Here is a 20,494-nt window from a genome sequence, read left to right as displayed (position 1 = left end):
CTTGGGGATGCTCCCCTCTTCGCTGCCAGGCGTATCGAAGAGCGGTTTAAAAGCCGGATTTTATAAAGCCAATTGCAGGTTACGTATGCCGAGACCTACGTGACTCAGACAGCGTACGCGAGACTAATCAAGTCCTGGATCCCGTCATGCGTTACTGGGCACGCCTTCGGCTGTTGAATCGCCGCTGGTCGCCGGAGTCAATGCGCTGCATGGCCGGGATGGGGCAACAGCAAAAGCCTGCGACCCCGATGGGGATCGCAGACTTTCATTGGCTATTAGAGACTTCCGCTCAGACCGTTCGACTGCAAGCATCTTCCCGGTTCCAGGTGTGCTGGCAGCACGCGCTTCGAAAGTACGGCATAGCCCCTCGAGCATCGCGTTTGAAGGCGGGGTGCTCGTGGAACTCTTGCCGTTACCATCGATCGCTTCACCAATCCTATTGCGACGCGTGCTCGATTACGTGCACATCGATTCACCGTCGCTGGAATCCGTCTGCTCACGACTTAGCTCTTCCAAGCGTTCGGCTACCTCACTTTCAAAATCCTTGAATTCGATTTCTCGTTGATTCAGCCTGGCTTCGTCATCTAAGCATTCGGCTACTCCGTCCCGATGGAATTCTTGCATCGATCTCAGGGAACTCCAAGATGAATCGAGCTCCTTGCGTTTGGAGGCAAGCTCTTGGTGTGCTTTGGCAATCTGCTCATCAACGGAGAGCGTTTCTCCTGCTTCCGATTCAAAACGAACCCCGTCGCTGGCCAAGGTTTCAAACACTTCCTCTGAGGCGCGCCTTCTCGCAGTTTCGTTGGGAAACTGGACTTGAATATTCCCGTAGCCATATGAGTTTTCGGAGTCTTGAAGTTTCATGCACGGTTTTGGTAGGCCCAAGATATCGCGTTGGATTCGTGTTACAAATCCATCGTGTTTGGCGATAATGCCTAGCAAGGTGCGTTCGATTCGATCGACTCCGTCACGTTTTTCATGTGCGGGCGGAAGACTTCCTTTCGAGTGTCCGAGTTGGAATTCATAGGAGAAGCAGCGTGAATTCTTTCCCTCGCCAAAAGGGATCGAGCGAGTCTTGTAGTCAAAATGAGTCTTTCGATCTTTGCTCTTAAACTGGATGCCATTCGCCGACAGGTCATCGATTGCGGTCAATCGATCTTCATGGGAGAGTTTGGCAAACTGTTTTCGAAATTCTTTCTTGTCGAAATTGAAATTCCGAATTTCTTTTTTCGCGTAGTGCACGTCACCTCCTTCGCGATAGGGTTCGGACCTGACTCCATATTGGCCCCATTCAGCTGTCACCTTCTGGATCGCTGCGGTGCGACTTACTTCTGAGAAGAACATGCCGACCAGATGATCGTCGCTCCCGAATCCTTCCTGGAATCCGTGGAAGCGACTGGATGGCTTGTCTAATGGCAGGTATCCAAAGTCAGGTCCGTCGCCCTCTTTGACGACTCCGCCAAGACGACAAATCGTCGCCGCGATGGAGTCTTTCACGTCCTGCACGGCAACCATGGTTTCTTCATGCGTCGAGAGCTTCTCTCCTTTAAAGCTGAGATAGCCTTTTGCCAGTTCATCGTGGCAGATTGTGAACACCCGCATGATGGGAGTACTGCTGTAAAGGCAGTCTGCCGCTGGGTCCAGCTCCGTGGCTTCGAGTTCAAACTCCCAGAACCTCCGAAATTCGTCGACTCGTTCAGCTTCACTCATATCGGGGAAACTGGATTTGATTTTTCGCCAACGGCGAACGATTTCGTCTTTGCTGAGTGCTGCCCGCGCCGATTGTTCTTCACCTTCTGATGGCGTTGAACTTGGATTTTGACGTTTCTTTTTCGTCATCACGTATCTCTTCTACAGGGTTTTGGGGTACGGCGTCGCTTCAGTAGCGTACGGACCAGTCGTTTCAAACCGCTCCTGCCGTTGACACTCATACCTATCGCGAGGGCGCAACACGGAATGCGAAATTAATTCCTGAAAGCTAGAAAACGCCGTGTAAAGCGAAGATTTCGATGCCGGGAGGGCTACGAAGAGGGCATATGGAGACCGTGACGGAGGCCGATGTTGCCGCTGCGGGTGACGGCGCTCGCGAAGGTTGCCGCGGGCGTCATATGCGGTTTGGCGTTTGCGAACCTCACTCACGTTACGACGAGTGTCCCATTTGCCCGCCTGTCGACGATCGCATTGCTAGCATGCATTATCTGTTACCGGCCTCGCTTTGGTCGCACTTCCCGCCGGTTTTGGGCCGAATTGTTGTCGCAAGTGGCAGCGATTGTTACACCGCTAATTCGGTACAGTCTCGCCCGCCCTCGTAACCCGCAACTCGCAACCCGCCTTTCTCAAAAATCAATCGTACCTCGCCTCGACCCCGCCCCTTTGGATGCGCGCAGTGCTCCAAACTGAAACCCGGTAGGCTGGCGCTGATGCCCTGCCATATCGATCTAGAGCCTCGGGAACTCCAGCAGTATCGTGTGGATCAGCGTCGGGCCTTCAGCATGCAGTACGCTAACCAGCTTTGGCAGGCCGACACGATGTTCGGGCCGCACATCGTCGGCCGACAAGCCAAGCTGATTGCGTTCATTGATGACGCCAGCCGTGTGCTGTGCCACGGCGAGTTCTTCTTTGAAGAGAACGTCGACTCGATGGTCAAGGCAATCCGCTGTGCGTTTTACAAACGCGGTCTTCCCGAACAGCTCTACGTTGATAACGGCTCGATCTACTGTTGCCAGGAAATCACGCTGATAGCGGCGCGTGTAGGCTGCATCCTGCGTCACACGGCGGTGCGCGACGCGGCAGCGAAAGGGAAAATTGAACGCTTCTTCCGCCGAGTCCGTGACCAGTTCTTGATCCGCAACCTGGATCTCTCTTCGATCGAAAGCCTTAACAAACAGTTCAGTGCATGGGTCGAAGGCGACTACAACTCGACCGTTCACTCAACCCTGGGCATGAAACCGATCGACCGCTTCGGCGTCGATCTTTCACGAATTCGTTTTCTCACACCCAGCGGGAAAACCTGGGGACACGACACTTTGTTGACCCCTGGCAAGCGGCCCGTTGGGGAGTAGACGGCAATCCCTGAGATCTCTCCAGCCGCTCAGGTACCGAAACGAGCTACTTTGCCGTCTTGGCAGCCCGAAAGTGTGCACCTCAAGCGTTATCGACCCGGGAAGGTGATCCGCTGGAGCGAAGAAGATGCGATCGTCCCGTTTAACCAGCGTCCGCGAATAGCTCTCTTGCCCGCCGACGCATGTGGTAGCGGCGATGCGTGCGGTGACTACGCATCGCGTCAACACAACCGGGGCGGCCCGCTACCGTACAAAACAGCTTGCCAAAATCGCTAACCAGTTCACACCACGAAGCCCGGTCCAAGCCCAGACGCTGCAGTATGGGTGGGACACTCGCAGGCGTTTTGCCTCGTTTGCCTGAGGCCGTCTGGCGGGCGGTCCAGTCCAGCAATTCCAAGTAGCTCGCCAGCGACATGGCCAGAAAACCTTTCTCACTGCAGCGTTCTTCCGACTCACTCGCACAGGGGCCTACCGGATCGAGTAGCTCGTCGATCGAAACCGGAGACAGGAACGAATCACGCCGATGACGCAATTTCGCCGCAGGCGTTCGCTGCGACTGAATGTTAGCAAATGATTCGTCTTGGGCTCGCTCTTGCGCTGCCTCGATTCGGCACTGCACTGAAGTGAAGTCGCTCTCTTCGAGTCGCTCGCAGATCGCGGCTCGAATGGGGTTCAAATCCACGTACGCCGCACATGCCAGCAACGAGGCTTCATCGGTCAACCGGGTGGCTTTGTAACGATCTTGGAAAAATCGGCCGTGTTCGTCGTCTTCACGATTCGCCCGCATGGCCACACGCTGGCACAGCAACCGCATCCACCAGCTGATATCACTCAGCCTGCTACGAATTTCCTCCCGTTTGATCGGGCAACCCGCGATCGAGTTAATCTCCGGCTGGGTTGGTTCCATGGCCGTACCATCCGGCTTGCGGCGATGCGGGCACAGCCTCAACCACCGGCGAGCGACTTCCGCGTCGTCCCACGTCGGGGCGTGATCGGAGGATCAAGTGAAAATGATTTGAGAGTAAACTGAAGCACAGCAGGTCGATCCCGAAATAGGCTGCGAATTGTTGCAAATACTCTTCAATCCAGCGTTTGCGATGGTCGAACTTCTTGCCAGAGATCAGGTCATCTCCCATCAGAAAACAGCGTCTGACGGTCCGGCTGAAGACATGAGCGACAGCAACTTCGGCGGGATCAAAAACTTCCGCTCGACACATCCGGGCCATCACTCACCTCGATCGGCTTCGAACTCGGAAAACTCAACCAAATCATCATTACCCTGAAGAGCGGCAAGTCAACACCTGAAAAGGAGCTATGTCCCCAGGCTCCGGTATTCGCGGCGACGGCTCCCAGGGATGCCGGTTTCGTTCGTGTGAACATCTGGCTGACTACCACGGGATTCATTCCAGCGAGTTCACCGACTTCGGCGTTGGTTTTGCCTGCCAGGTGTGGACGAACTGTTACCGGCCTCGCTTTGGTCGCACTTTCCGCCGGTTTTGGGCCGAATTGTTGTCGCAAGTGGCAGTGATGGTTACACCGCTAATTCGGTACAGTCTCGCCCGCCCTCGTAACCCGCAACTCGCAACCCGCCGTTCTCAAAAATCAATCGTACCTCGCCTCGACCCCGCCCCTTTGGATGCGCGCAGTGCTCCAAACTGAAACCCGGTAGGCTGGCGCTGATGCCCTGCCATTTCGATCCAGAGCCTCGGGAACTTCAGCAGTATCGTGTGGATTTTCGCCTCCAAGGAGCAGCGTGACCGGCGACTCGCCCTGCTAAAGTGCCTGCCCTGTCCTCACTGCAAACACACTGGGGCACTGAAGCGACATGGATTCCTCAAAGGTTACGACGAGCTGAACTTCAAGCAAAAAGCCATCCGGGCGATTCGCGTCTTCTGCTCCGATCGTGCAAACGCTGGCGGCTGCGGCAGAACCTTCAGTGTCTGGATCGCCGACAAAGTCAAAAGGCTCTTCCTCGATGCCGACAGCCTGTGGCAATTTCTTGAACAAGCCGCTACGACGGGAAGTAAGTCCCAGGCTTTCAGAGACCTGCAAAGCTCACTGAGCGACTCGGCACCCTACCGGATCTGGAAACGATTTCTGCAAGCCCAGGCGGCGATACGAACCGCTCTGACGGCGATCGGGCCGCCGCCTAAGCATGTCCATCAAGACGGAGTGCCGTCGCCTGCCCAGTCCGCTGCCCAAGGGACCATCGCCCACCTCAAAGCAGCCTTCCAGGATTCTTCCATCAACCCGATCGCCGCCTTCCAGAACGCGACACAGCGTTTCTTCATCTGATGGCAGTTCTGCTCTGACGGACATCCCGCTGAGACAACGGAAATCTCGCGCCATGATTTGACGCGGTGCCCCCACCACCGGCAAAGTCGGCACGGTCGGCGCGCCGCCGACGCCGACTGGGCCGATTTGATGTCGCACCGGATCGCGACGAAAACTCGATTTCCACCCAGCAACACAACCCGACGATTGAGTCACCGCCAGACCCTTCTAAATTCGATGCCGGTCGAACTTCCGACCGCTGCCATTGGCACCGAAGTCCTCACCCTCATCACCGGAGCGTCTGCATGAAACGTCCATCGATCTATCTCAAAATGAAAGTCCTCGGAGCGATCGACATCGCCGAAGGGAAAACGAGTGACGCACGCATCAAGAATGTCGCCGAAATGACATTCACCGACGAAGAAGGAAAGCCATACCAGTTCACCTGGCGAACCATCCAAACGTGGCACTACCGCTACAAGAATCACGGTATCACCGCGATGCAAAACCAATCACGGTCCGACAAGGGACGCACGCGGAAAGTCACCCCCGAAGAAGTTCTCGAAGCGATCAATGCGGCGCTGCCTCATTTTCATGGGAAAACACCGGGCAAAACCGCTATCTATCGTTTCTGTATCGAGAAAGGCTTGCTCAACGCAAACCAAATCGCACGAAACACGTTCAGCCGGATGGTGGGCAAGTACGAGTTCCTCAAAGAGGACTCCGGCGAGAGCCGTCAGCGTCGGGCCTTCAGCATGCAGTACGCTAACCAGCTTTGGCAGGCCGACACGATGTTCGGGCCGCACATCGTCGGCCGACAAGCCAAGCTGATTGCGTTCATTGATGACGCCAGCCGTGTGCTGTGCCACGGCGAGTTCTTCTTTGAAGAGAACGTCGACTCGATGGTCAAGGCAATCCGCTGTGCGTTTTACAAACGCGGTCTTCCCGAACAGCTCTACGTTGATAACGGCTCGATCTACTGTTGCCAGGAAATCACGCTGATAGCGGCGCGTGTAGGCTGCATCCTGCGTCACACGGCGGTGCGAGACGCGGCGGCGAAAGGGAAAATTGAACGCTTCTTCCGCCGAGTCCGTGACCAGTTCTTGATCCGCAACCTGGATCTCTCTTCGATCGAAAGCCTTAACAAACAGTTCAGTGCCTGGGTCGAAGGCGACTACAACTCGACCGTTCACTCAACCCTGGGCATGAAACCGATCGACCGCTTCGGCGTCGATCTTTCACGAATTCGTTTTCTCACACCCAGTGAAGACACTGACGAGTTGTTCTATGCCGAAGCGGAACGTCAGGTCAAAAAAGACAACACGTTCAGCTTCCGAGGCCAACGCTACGAAACGCCCATCGACCTCCGCGGTCGCAAGATTGACTTGCGTTACGAACGTCATCGCGACGGTGCCGTGATCGTCTACCAAGGCGGTCGCCGGATCGGCAAAGCGCGCCCATTGGATGCCGTCGCCAACGGCCTGTTGAGGCGAACGGAATCGTAGTTGGTTAGCTGTTAGCCAACCAAACCTCACGCCTCATCTTTTCAAACTTCACCCTTCACCCTTCACCCTTCAAACTTCCAAGCATGATTCGTTCCTACTTCGGTCTCAGCGAAGACCCATTCACTCTGCGTGACATCCGGCTTCTGAGCCATCAACAAGAGATCCATGACACGCTTCGCGTTCACAGCCAACAAGGCGGCTTGTGTTTGGTCGTCGGACGCCCCGGCACCGGCAAGAGTGTTATCAAAGAATCTCTGCGGGTTCTGCCCGACAAAGATTACTTGGTCGCCACCGTCGCCCGCACCCTGCATACCTACACCAACACGGTAAAAATCCTCTGCGAAGCATTCAAAATCGAGTTCGAAAGTTCAGCGTTCAAGTGCGAACGCAAACTGATCCAGCAAGCCTTCGCTCTGAATCGCAGCGGCAAGATGTTGGTCACAGTGATCGACGACGCCCATCTTATGGAAATGGAAAATCTTCGTCGATTGCGACTGTTGTTGGAGGATTTTCCGAAGAACCACAACTTGATTCTGGTCGGTCAAGTCGAACTGATGGCCAGCTTGGATCTGGCGGTCAATCAAGACATCAAAAGCCGCGTGACGTACTCCGTCATCACCAAGCGTCTGAACGACGATGCGATGCGAGAGTTCATCGAAGGCCAGTTGGATCGGATCGGCTTAGCCCACAACACGTTCACCACCGGAGCGACCGAACTGATTGTCCGCACCGCAGATGGCGTGCTGCGCCGTTGCCGCAATCTGTGTTTGGCTTCGATGCTCGAAGCGGTCCGTAGCGCCTCTGGAACCACGATCGACATCGACGTGGTCAACCGAGTGTTACTTCAACCGCACTGGCAAAAAGAAGTCGACCTAACGGACTTCTAACGATTGAAAATCAACTCAAACACCTTTACACACACCCAGGAAATACTATGATAACGCAGGAACTGCTGCGAGCGATTCGCAATGACTTACCGATGAAATTGACGGTCACTCGACTTGGTCAGCACGGTCCGATTTCAAAGCAGAGCGATGGCTACTTTCGTTTTCAGTGTCCCCATTGCAAAGAGTTGCGAGCGACCGTGAATCCGAAGAACAACTTGGCCCATTGCTTCTGTTGTCAGAAGAACACCAACAACATCGACCTGATGCTACTGCAGGGTCACGACTTCGTCCCAGCGGTCACGATTCTGCGTCGTTGGTTGGAAGACTACCGAGATGACCTCGGCGATCCGACGCCACCGGCCAACTCCGATTCCTTGCAGACATCGTGAGTGATGGCAGTCACTGTGCGCGAATGCTGACATCGTGAGTTGAGTCCGAGCATCGGTTCAGCATCATCGAATTGGAACCCACGTCCATGCGATCGTTCGCTCAGAACGATCGCATTTTTGCTGCGCAGTTAGCTTTTTGCTGCGCAGTTGGCATTGATCGTTCCCTAGCGATCGCAATCGGATTTCGATCAAGAGTCCGAATCGCCGAGCAGATTCACGGGGGGGCACCATCCTTCGCGCAGCCCGTCGGGACGTTCCGGATTATCCAATTCCCTGACGCCAAATCGGCCAAGAGGAGAGAGGCGAAATCCTTCTCCAAAATTCGCAACAATTCGGCCAACACGCCAAAATCACCGCCAAATCCCTACAGTCTCAATTCGGCCAAAAATGCGACATCAAAAAGGCCGGTAACAGACGAACTTCGTCGAGGATCACGGCTAAGTCGATGCCATAGTCTGCCGGGGCGGTTGCCGGAAGAACCGACGCCTGGGCGGCTTCGTGCCGCAAGTGTGGCAGACTTCCTGTCCGTCAACAAGAAAGGCCACCCTGAGGTGGCCTCGTCAAGCGTCGTTCACTCCGGTGCAGAGGGCTGTTCACTCAACAAAGAGCCCTGACCCATTTGGGCCGCTTTAAAGATTACCTGAAGTGCGCCCCCATTCTGAGTTCCTAGCCTTAGCGGTTTCGGGATCGAGCGAGCGCTCAAAATTCGTTCGATCATCAGCATATTCCTGAATCGTATAGATATTCATAGCGATACCCAGAAACGAAAACAAAAGAACCACGCTGTGAACAAAGCTCACTCGCCGGCTGCAAATGTTGACAGCAATGCAACAATCCAGGATCGCCCACCACATTATCAAGATCGATGTTCCACCGACAAAGATCACACAGTCGACGATATCAAAGAAACCAAAAATGGGCTCGGCGGCTACATGTGTGTACCATATCATGCCAGAAAGCACGAACAGGAGAGCGTTTGCAAACCAGAATTGTTTCGCGATTTTTGATTTCATATATCAATCTTATCAGTATTAAGCAGGAGTGATTCTACTGCTGACATCGCAGAAGACAGTCCGACATGCTTGTGCAGTCTCGACGTTGCTCCACAACTGAACTTGCGAACGAGCACTGACAGTATTCCTCGCACAATTCAAGTGTCGGAGTTTCGTTATTTGGGCCACCCGGTTTCCAGGGATCTGACCAAGGGAATCTCTTGTAGGGGCCAGGGGGCAAGCTTATTCGTGCTTTCCTTCCATCGTAGTAAGGTCGAATTCCCCAAGAAACGCAAGTCTTTTTGTAGCGGGTACCTCGGCTTGTTTTATAAGGGGTCGACTTCCATTTGGTGCACACTAGCTGGTCATCCAAATAGACCCGCGTGTCGAAAAGAAGTGCCGGAATCTTATACCATTCTCCATCAACGTAAATCCAGTCGACCGGATCGGGGCCAGTATTGCCACGAGTTATACACTTTTCCGGGCCAAGGATCCTAAAGCCAAATTGGTCGCTCCAGACAATTGCGCATTGATCTTTTGATTTATTGCACGCTTCGCCCGCAGCAAAATGAACTTTGGCACCTAAAGGGTCTATGTATAACAACGGTGATGAATCCAGGAATTCAGATAAGTTCCAAGGACTTCCCTCATACCCGATAGGATCTCTGGAGCTAAACCTGCCCAGTTGAGCATCGTACCAGCGGTTACGGAAGTAATACAGTCCGGCATTCGGTGTCCACTCGCGACTGGTATACGTGTAGTGGACGGCGTAATTACTGACCGCTCGCGGTGTGAAGTTGGCCGCGAAGATACTTAGGTTGCCGTAGGGGTCGTACTCATAGCGTTCTTGAACGCTCCCCGAATCACTCACCACCGCCGTCGTATTCCAGTTCGCGTCGGCCAGGTAATACAGTCGCTCAGTCAAGAGTCCACCCGACGGCGAGATGTCACGGTCGCGGAGTACGAGATCGTCGATGTAACGCATGCCCCACACATACTGTCGGCGAGGCGTGTTCGACGTGTCGACGTGTTCTTCGACACACTGCCAGTCGTCGGTGAAGTAGTACTCACGCGTCCTCGCGAGTGTTCCCGAGGTGCATTCCTTGGCAGCGACGCGGAAGTTGCGGCCGTCGAACTGGTTTTCTAGGAGCACGTTCGAAGTCGCGTCATCAACCAGCTTCGTCATTCGGTTCCAGGCGTCAAACGTCGCCGTCATTGTCGCATCGGTGCCCAGGTCCGGACGCGGGTTCGTTGTCGTGTTCCCGTTCCTGTCGTAAACGGGTGTCGCCCAGATGTCGCTCGGCGTGTTGCTGATGTCGGTGATCTCGTTGACTTCGTTCGCAGTACGAGTTTGATTGAAATCCCAGGTACCGTCGCCGTTCTTGTCCTGCCGGAATTCTTTCCAGTTACCCGTCGGATCGAGTGTCCAGCACTGGGCGGCGTCGAGCGAAGTGATCGCGGTGTGCGTGCCACTGAGCTGGCCACGTTGGGCAGACTGCAGGCGATTGAGCCCGTCATACTGATACAGCCAGTCGTGTTCCCGGTTGGGATCCGACGGGTTCTCTCGCCAAGTGCGGTTGCTGGCCCGATCGTAGCCGTACTCGATCCGGGATAGATCGGTGCCTGCCGAGACATCTCGCCAGCGAACGTCTTTTACCCGACCGAAGCGATCTAGACCGCTGTAGATGTCGCCAGTGTCGGGGTCGGTCGACAGGGTTGGCGAGATCAGCGTGTAACGGAGATCGGCCTGTGTGCTGTCCTGTTGGACGAAGGTGCCTAAACCCAGGTATTCGTAGGCGGCCAAGACGGTCGCATCATCATCGATCAGGCTGGACACCTGGTTCATTTTATCGGTGATCGATCCACTGCTGCCGTAGTCGAGCGTGACTTCTCGCCCGTTGGGATAGAGCGTGGCGGTGGGACGCAGCACGTTGCCGCTGCCGTCGGTATACGACCGTCCCACGCTGGGTGTCGAGGCGGGGTTGACCGCGCCGCTGTGCGATTGGAACGTGTTGGTCACTTGTCCGAACCCATCGAACTGTCGGGTGATTTGATTTACGATCGAGCCGCTGCCGACCGACGGGTTATTATAGCAAGTCACCGCCGAGACATTCCCGCGAACATCGTAGGTTTGCTCTACGCGGCGAATGGTTCCGTCGACGCCTGCACCCAAGGTCGTCACCCGGTCTTGCGTCTGACGACCGAGGGCGTCGAAGTCGTACTGGCGGGTCGAACCGTTTTGATCCGTGAGGCTGGTCCGCTGGGACTGGCGGTTATACGTGTAGCTGACGCTATCGGACGTGCCGGTTGAATCCGGATAGATCTCTCGACGCAGCAGGCTGCTCGAGGCGATCGCGCTGTCTGAAAGCGTGGTGCCGTAGATGTACTGCGTCACCTGATTGCCGGTGGAGGCGTTTACGGCGGTGAGTGTTTTGAGATCACCATCGGGTGTGTAGGTGAACTGCACGGTTTGGTTCTGATCGTCTGATGCAGTGCAAGCAGTGCCGGTGCTCGAACTGGCCGGAGGATCGACCACGTTATCGATCGTCTCGATTTGACGACTGGCCGCATCGTAAATTGTCCGCGAAATCTTGCCGGCAGGGTCGATATTGTCGCGCAGTCGACCCGCGTTATCGTAGACTTGCCGGGAGACCAGGATCGTATCGCTGCTGGCGGGAATCGTGGCCGAACGGGTCAGGGCGGTGCCACCGTTCGTTCCATACTCGGCCGAGGCGATCATGCGGCCCACGGCGTCCGGGTAGCTCGCTGAGTACTGAACGCGTGCATTGGGCGTCGCCGAGGGCGAGCCCAACTCACCGGTCTGGGCGGCCGGGGCATTGTGGTATCGCTGCCGTGTGGTGGATTGGATCGAGTTTCCCGCATCATCGTAAGCCATGTCCGATTGCGAGAGAATCACGTCGCCGGTGACGTTCAAGGCGTCGGCATAGGTCGTGTCGTTGCCATAGCCGACGTACGAATGAATCATCCAGCCCGTGCTGTCGAAGACCTGTTTGGTAAAGCGGCTCGAACCTCCCGGCATCGATTTGACCGGGTTGCCGACCGCATCGAACCAGGTATTGCCGGTGATCGGGTTGCCGACCGTGCCCGTGTTGGGATCGACTGCATAGCCGATGGACTGGTAAACCCGTCCCAGGTTGTCGTACTTGGTCAAATTTCGGGAGACCAGATTACCACTTGCTGAAGTATCATAGCGGTCGGACTGGATCACCCGGTTCAGGTTGTCATAGGTAACTCGCAGGAAGAGATCGAGCTCCCCGTTGGTGTCCACGCGGCGATTGCGCCAGTCATAGGTGAACGCGGTGGTGCGGGTGTTGACGCCATCGACGTAAGCGATCTGGCTGGTGAGGTTGTTATCGCCCCCGTCATTGCCGTTGTCGAAGACATAGCCACTGACCTGCACCATGTTGTTGCCCGAGGCACCGCCGCCGGTTGGGTCGGACTCGGTAGACCCAGTGTCATTGGTGCCCACAAAGATCGCGATGACGTTGTCGCGAACGTCATGAACGCGTTGGCTAATGGTGCCGCCGGGCGAAATCTGCAGGTTCTGCCGCTTCTGGCTGTCGTAGCCGTAGGTTGTCTGGTCGTAGTTGGTCCCACTGGTTCCTTCGCCAGAGGCCGGGATGGTGTGGTAGACGCGTGTCGACGAAACCAAGCAGCAATCGGTGTACTGCCAAGTCGTCCAGCTCGTGAACGACGCTTGCGAGAACGTATCGGTGGGCTGCAGACGGCCCGAGGTCGATCCACGCGGCACTTGGATCTGATCCAGAATATTCCCGCGTGCATCCCGTTGCTGGATGTTGACCGGGTTGATCAGCGTGTAAGTGTAAGCAGGTGCCGTTCCGGTGGCGTAGCCACTGGCGGTCCAAGTCGCGTGCTCGGCATCTTTGTAAACTGTCCAGTGGGCACGTCGCACCGCAGTGGCTGTACCGCCGATGTCGACCGTGTGGACAGGACCCAGTTGCTGGGTGGTGCGCCCCCGTGAATCGATCTCGTAATCAGAAATCAAGTGTTTTCCACCGCCGCTCGGTGTGCTCCAGCCCGCTGGCACGCCGGAGAGCAACGAGGTGTCGGCATCGTCAATTTGCTGCAGCATCGCTCCGAGAACTTGGTCGTAGAACATTCGCGTGATGAACCCGCGGGCGTCCATCGACCACGTCAGGTTACCCCGTTCATCATAAAACTGCTTTTGAGTGGTCGCGGTATTGGGACCGTTCTGGGCTGTTGTCACTACTGGCAGCGTGACCGTTCGCTGCTTGACTTGGACCGTGTCGGTGTACCACTGGTAGGCGTAGGTCGTTTCAAGTGGTTCGGCCCCGGCATCGTCACGGTACCGAGTCTGCTTGGCGACCGGATAGATCGTCGCCCCGCCACCGGTTCGTTGGGTGTATTCCAATTCGCTTTGGAGTACTGGGGTGCCGCCGCTGCCCTGCTTCAGTGATGTCGACTCCAGGTAACCTTCAACTGCACCGCTTCCCGTGGTCGAGTAGTAACTACGCAGCTTGATCAGACCCTCTGTGGATCGCAGCGTGATCCCGAGGTCTGCCTCACCCTCATCAAAACTGATCACGGCCGAGGGCAATGCCACTTGCAGAAGTCGCCCCGCGTCATCGTACGCGTTAGCACGTAGCCACTGATCGGCCCCAGAGGTGAGCTCACTGAGCAGGCCCTGTCCGATGAAGTTGGTGTAAACCGTATTGACGGAACCTCCCGGACGCGTCTCGGTGGTCTTGCGGCTCCAGTTGTTGTAGCCATCGGCATTCAGGCTCTGCTCATAAGCAAAGGTGTATGTGAGTGATCCCCGATCAACAATCTCTTTCGTCACTCGGTGCTGAGCGTCATACTCAAAGCAGTACTTGGCGTATTGCAGGAGCACTCCGTTGCTGACCGTGGTTGGATCGAGCGAATCAGCCAGCAGGTCTTCGTAACCATCTGGCTCGACGACATATCGCAAACCATGCTGAAAGCCTTTGGCGTCACCCGTTTTGTAGTAGCGATAGTAGCTCTGCTTGACATTGACCCAGGTGGCCCCCGAAGGCACCTGAATACGCACACGCATCAGGTCACCCGAAGAGCCGAAGCTGTTCGAGCCATCGTAGTATTCGTACGTCACGCGGCGGATGTTGACCCAGCCGTCCGTGTTGACCTGGCGGCGGTAGGTCACCGAGGTGGTGAGTCCCATGCCGTTGAATTCATATTCAAATTGAGTCGTGGTAGTGTCGCTGCCCACAACCGTTTCACGCTGAATGGTCTGGATCCGCCCCGAGGCAGAGTAGGCAACCACATCGGTCTGCTGTCCTGATACGTCGATCATGCTGGTCAACTGACCTGGCAGCGGCTGGGCACCCGAAGCGCTCGAGGATGATGTTGAGCCGCAGGGTTCGTCACCAAAGTCTTTGAAGAACCAAATCTCACCGGAGGGCTGCGTGAGGACGTATCGACGCGAATCGCAGTCGTGCGTCAGTGTGGATTTACCGCCGTAGCGTGCTACGAACGAGACGTCACCACCGGATTCGACGCGGTCGAACCACATCGCATTGCGGGTACTGCGAACAAACGCGATCGTCCCGTCCGGCCCTTTGAGCAAGTAAGGCCAGGCTTCAACGAGCCAGTTATAGCCCAGACCCACTTCGTTCTGACCTTGGAGTTGATTGCTGTACTGGCGTCGCTGCGCCCAGGGGCCACCGGCTCCAAACGCCTGCAGGTCCGTGACAGCCAGCTGCAACTCGCCGTTGAAGTAGCGGACAGGGGCACCACTCTGGTTCGGCACGCCATCAACGTCTGTTGAACACGGGTTCTCTGGCGGTAGCGGACACGTGCCAGCATCGTCAGAACCACTACCTGCCGATCTTGCCATACTCGCCCCGCCGCCGGACGATGTCATCGAATCACTTGGAGGGAGATCGCAGGGCTCGTCGGGTGGTCCTGGATCGGGCAAAGGACCCGGGCCTTGCCAGGGACTGGATGATGAACTCGATGGCCACGAACTGCTTGACGAGCCCCCGCTCGAAGACGAAGAACTGAGCGAGCTACTGGACGACGAGGATCCTGTTGAACTGCTCGACGAGTTACCACCCGAAGAAGAGCTCGAGTGCGAACCCGATGAAGATGAACTGAGCGAGTTGCTGGAGGATGAGCTGCTCGTCGAATGAGAGCTACTCGACGACGAAGATCCAGACGAAGAACTGCTGGAACTCGAAAAACCACTGCTGCTACTAGTACTCATCGATCGACTCTTTCGATGCGGGGAAGGCGTGAGTTGAAGCCAGTGTTGAATCGTGAAGGAGCAGTGTCAAACGCTAAAGCTAATGGGGGGTGCGTTTTTCCGCAAATAGCGTTTTAATTCACAACCAATGTTTCTGGACACTTGTGCCGAAGACGCAATCGCCTGTGAGAATCGCATTCAATAACGGGCCACCAACTTAACGAGATAGCCATACGGTTCGCGGTGATCGGTGATCGAAGACTTGCTCTGATGAGATTGACACTCGGCTTGGCGACTGCGAGAGTAGACGCCCTTCTGGCTCGACGTGGCGAAGCCATGCGTAACACCAGGCACAGGGGCACCGTTGCTCATTGACCTCGTGATCCCTGAGCCAATATCGCGTCCGTGCCATTACGTGTTCTTAGCATGCAACCACGACAGACTGACCACTCTCTCGCGCCAATTTCGGATCTGTCGGATTCTCAGAAATCGGCTGCATGCCTGTCCACGGGCAACAAACCAGTGGTGTCGGCAATCATGCCAACGTTTGGACGCCCTGAGTTAGTCAGTGAATCCGTTGCGATGTTTTTGGCTCAAGACTATCCGCAAAAAGAGCTCATCATCCTGAACGATTGTGACGGACAGATCTTTCGCTTTGACCATCCGCAGGTGCGCGTCGTCAACCAGTCTCAACGGTATGCAACACTGGGCGAGAAACGCAATGCTTGCATCGAACTCGCCGTGGGGGAGGTCATTGCCGTATGGGACGACGATGACGTTTATCTGCCGTGGAGATTCTCAGATGCAGTGCGCGAAATGTTGTCCCGCCAAGCAGCCTTCTACCGACCGAGCGAATTTTGGGCGTACTGGGGTGACGCCAATTTGCACGACAATCAATCCACGCCCGGCTGGGTAAGTCATGGATTTTGTTGCTTTACGAAGAAACTCTGGGAGACCGTTGGGGGATATCCGCAACAGAGTTTGGGTGAAGATGCGGTATTCTTTAAGCGGATACACGAGTTTCTCGGGCTGCCGTTCATTACGATGCCGGTACTGAAGTACAAGCGACCAGGGATTTTGCGGGGTGCGTCGCCCTACCAGCATCTCTCGATCAACGGCGGCCAAAAATCACTCGATTCGGCACCTGGGGAGTTCAACGTTCGCCCAATACCCATCGCGGACACATGTCTTCGCCAGGCCGCTGAGTCTATTATCGCAACTCACACTGAAGCCGCTACGAAATCGGGGGAGCTGTCCACCAAAGATTCGCTCTGTTCGAATCTTCCAGCGTTATCGGTATGCGTCAGCCTCAAAAACCGTTCTCGGATTGCCCATCAGGATCATCTGTTGGAGCTATTTCCAAAGTGTGTGGAGGCGATCGTCGCAGCGTCCCGAGAGCTTATGGAAACTTGGGATGAGCCCAGTCCGCAGGGATCGCTGCCTTCACATCGTGCGGCCGTGGAGTTGGTAGTCGCAGATTTCAACTCAGACGACTGGCCACTTTCTCAGTGGCTTGCAAATACCGCAGATAGCTTGACGCTAAAGCACTTCAACTTGACGGAAGGCTTTTCCCGGGGGCGTGGTCTCAATATGGCTGCGATGCATGCTTCGAGCGATCGATTGTTATTCCTGGATGCTGACATGCTGGTGACGGCCCAGTTGATGCGTGATGGAATCGAAGCGATCGATCAGGCGACGGCGTATTTCCCCGTTTTCCGCTATCTGAACATTCACGGAGGCTTGCTCGACTTGGAGCACGCGAGCTTCGGTAATGTGTTTCTATCCAAACAAATGTTCGCCGCGTCTGGAGGGGTTCCCGAGTTCCAAAGCTGGGGCGGCGAGGACGACATCTTTTACGAGCGAGTACGCAGGATCGCGAATATTCGCCGTGACGAGGGAGCTGGCTTCTATCACCAGTGGCATCCAGAACGCTGTCGACACGAGAACTATCAAAACCCGCCGCAAAGCGATTTCCATGCCTTTGTAGACAGCCGGGCAGCAGACCGTGAGGTCAGGCATTTTTCCGTCTCGCATAAGGACTGGGCCGGAAAGATTTCCTTGTATCCTGATGGCACGATGCAGGCGTGCCACGGCGACCGAGGACGTTACGAATGGTCCGATCAGAACGTGTTGAGCCTTCTGTGGGACGATTGGCCGGCGGAAACGCTGTTCCATGACGACGAAAGTAATCAATGGAAGAGTGCCGAGTATCATTTCGTAATTGAAGAACTAATTGCAAAATCGAACCCTCGTGAAATCACCTAGTCGCCGCAGATGTACTGAGGCGGTTGCGTATCGTGACACTACTAATACAGGCAGAGTCGACCATGTTCACTACCCGAATGAGTGATACTGAAAAACAGTGTCTTTACGAGACTGTGACGCAGGCGGGTAGCCTGCTTGATGCTCTCGGTTATCCATGGTGGCTCTCTCACGGGACGCTACTCGGAGCGTGGCGACATCACGATGTCATTCCCTGGGATGACGACTTGGACGTAGCATTTCCTCGCGAAAGAATCTCTGAATTGCAAGCGACGGCAGCAGCGAACGGCTGGGAATTCCGTCGCCTAGGGCCCTTCCTTGCAAAGATCTGGAATCCACGAGCTGCCATGTACCAGACCGGGGCCGATTGGAGCTGGCCGTTTGCTGATATCACTCTCTATGATGAAACTTCGTCGACGATCATCATCGAGTATATGTACCATCGTTTCTTCGCTGTCGTCGAGAAATCGGCTGTGCTGCCATTGCAAAAAGTGAGTTTCGGGCCTTTGCAGCTTCCGGTTCCCAAATCCCCCGAGACTCTCTTAAACCAGATTTATCCTTACTGGAACCGCCAGCCGTCCTCAAGTAACTATAGCCATCGCTCCGAAGGCTCCTATAGCGAACCATCTGAACGACGTAGAATCGCAGACTTGGCTGATGAATTTCCGATGTTCAATGTGAATCTAGATTTCACCGACGACTCAGTGGTTGTCTACCATGGTGAGCATCCGAGTTGGTCAGGTCCCGTCCATTTTTTCTCGGACGGGCGGATGAGCAGGCCGGGCGTTGACGAAGGACGCTACGAGAAAATCGAGGACCATGGAATAGCGCTTTTCTGGGATCGGTGGGCGCCAGAGGTTCTCGTTCGCAAGGACTCCACATCTGCCTATCGCGACCCCACAAAGCCATTCTTTCTCTACCCGCGTTAGCTCATCTGAAAGCCAGGGAAGATTCGTTGATCGATGAAATTTGCGTGATTGGGTATCCATCCCGCCTTGGCGGGGCTGATACAGAACTAGATCATCAGATCCATGTTTGGCAGAAACTGGGCGTGAAGGTGCACCTGGTTCACACCGGCCCGATGGATCACAATTGCCACCTGATGGGGATGAGCGAACGCGGTTGCATCGTCCACGAGCCCTGCGACTGGAACGCGTGTGCGGGGAAACACGTCATTTCCTATTGCAATGCAGGGTTCTTGGATAACCTCGATGCGATCCGGTCACATGCCAAGTCAACCACTTTCGTCAACTGCATGACGTGGTTGTTTGAAAAGGAAAAAGCGATGCACGCCCGTGGCATGATTGACTTCTTTCTCTACCAAACGGACCACGCCATGGAGAAGGTCTCCTCTGAGTTGAGGTCGATCAACGACACCTACCGGCCGATTAAGGTGCGGCCACACTTTCACTTGGATGCCTTTCCATTTATCGAAGATCGCGACGAAGAGACCTTTCGGTTCGCCCGTCTTTCTCGCGCAGATCCGGGGAAGTTTCATCCGGCTCAGTTGTGGATTTATGAAACGATGGTGGCACCTGTGCTGAAAAGCGGGATCATGTTGGGCGTCGACGCGGGCGTGCGTGCAAAAATCGGACAAGAACCAGACTGGATCCGTGCCTATCCGCCAGGAGAACTGACGCCGCAGGCTGTCTACAAACAGTCTCACTGCATCATCCAAGCCACCGAGACTTACGAGAACCTTCCTCGCGTGGGCTTCGAAGCGATGGCGAGCGGATGCCTGCTGATCGTGGACGACCGCGGTGGCTGGCGCGACTTAGTTCAACACGGCAAGACTGGATTCCTCTGTTCGGACCAACGCGACTTCGTGTACTACGCTTCGCGAGCCGCTTACGAGGTCGAGGAGCGGAAAGCGATGATTCGTGAAGCCCGGAATTGGCTCGCGTCACACTGGTCGATGGAGTCTACCGCGGACGATTGGAAAGACTTTTTCAGTGAACTGGCTGTGTACGATGGTCGTTGATTATCGACCATTTATGACGGATAGGCAGTGCGAACATCCCCGGTGATCTCGTCAACATCACCGCTGTCAATCTAGATGAGACAGCCAAGGAGCGGGCCAGCGTCACGTCTCCGTGATGGAATCGGTCCATGGCGATGATCTTCACCGAAACGCTCTGTGACGGCTTCCATGATCATCGTTGCGGCTTCGTCGCGGGAATCAGCAACCAAGAAATGACGGGCCACGGCGATGACGATCCACGGGACCGACTGCGGCATCGCGTCGATGACTAGGAGGTAGTTCCGGCAGAGCTTTTGCGATTGTGTATGGTCACTCTCGGTCGCGTGCGCTGAGCCCTTCCAGGTATCCGATGTGAAAAACGTTCCGCATCGCCGCAAAAATGAACTCGTCGTCTTCGCCGTCATCGTCGTCGAGTCCTTGGCCATCTGTTGCCAATCGTTGGGCCCGATTCCCGCTGGCCGAAGCAGCTCGGCAAGCAAGGGCTCCTCGCCCCGTTCCGATTCGACCGGTGCATCTCCTGGCGAGAGAGGCATTCGCTCCGGTCTCTATTGAGGAAGCCATGATTGTGTCGCGACGTACTCAAGACGTTCGTCGTCCGAATCAGCCTTCTGAATATTCTCGGCAACTATCGCCAATCGTCTGCATCTCCAGTTTTCCGCATCGATCGCGTTAGGCTCTGCCGCAGTGGCACCGATACGAGTTCCGACGTGCTGCCTCTCGGTGCTCGTGAACAACGCCCCTTGGTGATCTTCCGCGCCGATCTCATCTCGTTCACTCGCTACTACGAATTCCTGTCTCAAATCGTCGATTACGACAGCACCAACCTCGAGTAACTGAATCTGTGCGCACGACACCTCGCACCACTGCTTCGCGAGGATGCCGCCAGTGATGAACCCATCGACTTGGCGTCAGTGGACAT

At 55.6% G+C, this 20,494-nt stretch carries 17 protein-coding genes; 11 read left to right on the top strand and 6 right to left on the bottom strand.

Annotated elements, in window-relative coordinates; all coding sequences use genetic code 11:
* Window positions 1–456: 456 nt before the first annotated feature.
* Window positions 457–1,839, bottom strand: coding sequence for a hypothetical protein (locus tag Poly21_RS03550; RefSeq protein WP_146405611.1), 1,383 nt, complete (start codon window positions 1,837–1,839; stop codon window positions 457–459).
* Window positions 1,840–2,036: 197 nt separating this feature from the next.
* Between Poly21_RS03550 and Poly21_RS03545 the strand changes: the two genes are divergently transcribed.
* Both Poly21_RS03545 and Poly21_RS03540 read left to right on the top strand, forming a co-directional pair.
* On the top strand, window positions 2,037–2,312 hold the full coding sequence (locus Poly21_RS03545; RefSeq protein WP_146405610.1) for a hypothetical protein: 276 nt from the start codon (window positions 2,037–2,039) through the stop codon (window positions 2,310–2,312).
* Between the two features lie 108 nt (window positions 2,313–2,420).
* A complete protein-coding gene (locus tag Poly21_RS03540; RefSeq protein WP_146405609.1) occupies window positions 2,421–3,062 on the top strand; it encodes a DDE-type integrase/transposase/recombinase in 642 nt (213 codons plus the stop codon).
* Between the two features lie 142 nt (window positions 3,063–3,204).
* Here Poly21_RS03540 and Poly21_RS03535 read toward each other — a convergent pair whose 3' ends face one another.
* Both Poly21_RS03535 and Poly21_RS03530 read right to left on the bottom strand, forming a co-directional pair.
* Window positions 3,205–3,969, bottom strand: a complete 765-nt coding sequence (locus Poly21_RS03535) for a hypothetical protein (RefSeq protein WP_146405608.1) — start codon at window positions 3,967–3,969, stop codon at window positions 3,205–3,207.
* A complete protein-coding gene (locus tag Poly21_RS03530) occupies window positions 3,944–4,288 on the bottom strand; it encodes a hypothetical protein (protein WP_146405607.1) in 345 nt (114 codons plus the stop codon). The genes Poly21_RS03535 and Poly21_RS03530 overlap by 26 nt, the downstream gene beginning before the upstream one ends.
* Window positions 4,289–4,787: 499 nt before the next feature.
* On the opposite strand from Poly21_RS03530, the gene Poly21_RS03525 reads away from it, so the two are divergent.
* The 4 genes from Poly21_RS03525 to Poly21_RS03510 all read left to right on the top strand — a co-directional run bounded on the left by Poly21_RS03525 (window position 4,788) and on the right by Poly21_RS03510 (window position 8,117).
* Window positions 4,788–5,357 carry a hypothetical protein gene (locus Poly21_RS03525; protein ID WP_146405606.1) on the top strand — a complete coding sequence of 190 codons (570 nt, stop codon included), beginning with the start codon at window positions 4,788–4,790 and terminating at the stop codon, window positions 5,355–5,357.
* A gap of 284 nt (window positions 5,358–5,641) precedes the next feature.
* Window positions 5,642–6,841 carry a DDE-type integrase/transposase/recombinase gene (locus Poly21_RS03520; protein WP_146405605.1) on the top strand — a complete coding sequence of 400 codons (1,200 nt, stop codon included), beginning with the start codon at window positions 5,642–5,644 and terminating at the stop codon, window positions 6,839–6,841.
* Window positions 6,842–6,924: 83 nt separating this feature from the next.
* Window positions 6,925–7,728: an AAA family ATPase gene (locus tag Poly21_RS03515; protein WP_146405604.1), complete on the top strand. Its 804-nt coding sequence runs from the start codon at window positions 6,925–6,927 to the stop codon at window positions 7,726–7,728.
* A gap of 47 nt (window positions 7,729–7,775) precedes the next feature.
* Window positions 7,776–8,117 (top strand): hypothetical protein, encoded by a 342-nt coding sequence (locus Poly21_RS03510; protein WP_146405603.1) that lies wholly within the window; start codon window positions 7,776–7,778, stop codon window positions 8,115–8,117.
* A gap of 629 nt (window positions 8,118–8,746) precedes the next feature.
* Here Poly21_RS03510 and Poly21_RS03505 read toward each other — a convergent pair.
* On the bottom strand, window positions 8,747–9,130 hold the full coding sequence (locus tag Poly21_RS03505; RefSeq protein WP_146405602.1) for a hypothetical protein: 384 nt from the start codon (window positions 9,128–9,130) through the stop codon (window positions 8,747–8,749).
* Window positions 9,131–9,164: 34 nt separating this feature from the next.
* Entirely contained in the window at window positions 9,165–14,897 is a 5,733-nt protein-coding gene (locus Poly21_RS03500) for an RHS repeat domain-containing protein (RefSeq protein ID WP_302117403.1), read from the bottom strand.
* A 46-nt stretch (window positions 14,898–14,943) separates the two neighbouring features.
* On the opposite strand from Poly21_RS03500, the gene Poly21_RS03495 reads away from it, so the two are divergent.
* The 4 genes from Poly21_RS03495 (at window position 14,944) to Poly21_RS03480 (ending at window position 19,575) form a co-directional block, all read left to right on the top strand.
* Window positions 14,944–15,279 (top strand): hypothetical protein, encoded by a 336-nt coding sequence (locus tag Poly21_RS03495; protein ID WP_146405600.1) that lies wholly within the window; start codon window positions 14,944–14,946, stop codon window positions 15,277–15,279.
* 479 nt (window positions 15,280–15,758) lie between these two features.
* Window positions 15,759–17,597, top strand: a complete 1,839-nt coding sequence (locus Poly21_RS03490) for a glycosyltransferase family 2 protein (RefSeq protein ID WP_146405599.1) — start codon at window positions 15,759–15,761, stop codon at window positions 17,595–17,597.
* A 62-nt stretch (window positions 17,598–17,659) separates the two neighbouring features.
* On the top strand, window positions 17,660–18,523 hold the full coding sequence (locus Poly21_RS03485; protein WP_146405598.1) for a LicD family protein: 864 nt from the start codon (window positions 17,660–17,662) through the stop codon (window positions 18,521–18,523).
* Window positions 18,524–18,549: 26 nt separating this feature from the next.
* Window positions 18,550–19,575: a glycosyltransferase gene (locus tag Poly21_RS03480; protein WP_146405597.1), complete on the top strand. Its 1,026-nt coding sequence runs from the start codon at window positions 18,550–18,552 to the stop codon at window positions 19,573–19,575.
* A 71-nt stretch (window positions 19,576–19,646) separates the two neighbouring features.
* Here Poly21_RS03480 and Poly21_RS03475 read toward each other — a convergent pair whose 3' ends face one another.
* On the bottom strand, window positions 19,647–20,108 hold the full coding sequence (locus Poly21_RS03475; protein WP_146405596.1) for a hypothetical protein: 462 nt from the start codon (window positions 20,106–20,108) through the stop codon (window positions 19,647–19,649).
* Between the two features lie 30 nt (window positions 20,109–20,138).
* On the opposite strand from Poly21_RS03475, the gene Poly21_RS26980 reads away from it, so the two are divergent.
* Window positions 20,139–20,408, top strand: a complete 270-nt coding sequence (locus tag Poly21_RS26980; protein ID WP_302117401.1) for a hypothetical protein — start codon at window positions 20,139–20,141, stop codon at window positions 20,406–20,408.
* The last annotated feature ends 86 nt before the right edge of the window (window positions 20,409–20,494 follow it).

It is taken from the genome of Allorhodopirellula heiligendammensis (genome assembly GCF_007860105.1).
GTDB classification, from domain to species: domain Bacteria; phylum Planctomycetota; class Planctomycetia; order Pirellulales; family Pirellulaceae; genus Rhodopirellula; species Rhodopirellula heiligendammensis.
This window is presented reverse-complemented; position numbering and strand designations above follow the sequence as displayed.

What these genes read in the sequence shown, in the direction of transcription:
- Poly21_RS03550 (WP_146405611.1), bottom strand. Translation starts at nt 1,839, where the DNA reads ATGACGAAAAAGAAACGTCAAAATCCAAGTTCAACGCCATCAGAAGGT.
- Poly21_RS03545 (WP_146405610.1), top strand. Translation starts at nt 2,037, where the DNA reads ATGGAGACCGTGACGGAGGCCGATGTTGCCGCTGCGGGTGACGGCGCT.
- Poly21_RS03540 (WP_146405609.1), top strand. Translation starts at nt 2,421, where the DNA reads ATGCCCTGCCATATCGATCTAGAGCCTCGGGAACTCCAGCAGTATCGT.
- Poly21_RS03535 (WP_146405608.1), bottom strand. Translation starts at nt 3,969, where the DNA reads ATGGAACCAACCCAGCCGGAGATTAACTCGATCGCGGGTTGCCCGATC.
- Poly21_RS03530 (WP_146405607.1), bottom strand. Translation starts at nt 4,288, where the DNA reads ATGGCCCGGATGTGTCGAGCGGAAGTTTTTGATCCCGCCGAAGTTGCT.
- Poly21_RS03520 (WP_146405605.1), top strand. Translation starts at nt 5,642, where the DNA reads ATGAAACGTCCATCGATCTATCTCAAAATGAAAGTCCTCGGAGCGATC.
- Poly21_RS03515 (WP_146405604.1), top strand. Translation starts at nt 6,925, where the DNA reads ATGATTCGTTCCTACTTCGGTCTCAGCGAAGACCCATTCACTCTGCGT.
- Poly21_RS03510 (WP_146405603.1), top strand. Translation starts at nt 7,776, where the DNA reads ATGATAACGCAGGAACTGCTGCGAGCGATTCGCAATGACTTACCGATG.
- Poly21_RS03505 (WP_146405602.1), bottom strand. Translation starts at nt 9,130, where the DNA reads ATGAAATCAAAAATCGCGAAACAATTCTGGTTTGCAAACGCTCTCCTG.
- Poly21_RS03490 (WP_146405599.1), top strand. Translation starts at nt 15,759, where the DNA reads ATGCAACCACGACAGACTGACCACTCTCTCGCGCCAATTTCGGATCTG.
- Poly21_RS03485 (WP_146405598.1), top strand. Translation starts at nt 17,660, where the DNA reads ATGTTCACTACCCGAATGAGTGATACTGAAAAACAGTGTCTTTACGAG.
- Poly21_RS03475 (WP_146405596.1), bottom strand. Translation starts at nt 20,108, where the DNA reads ATGCCTCTCTCGCCAGGAGATGCACCGGTCGAATCGGAACGGGGCGAG.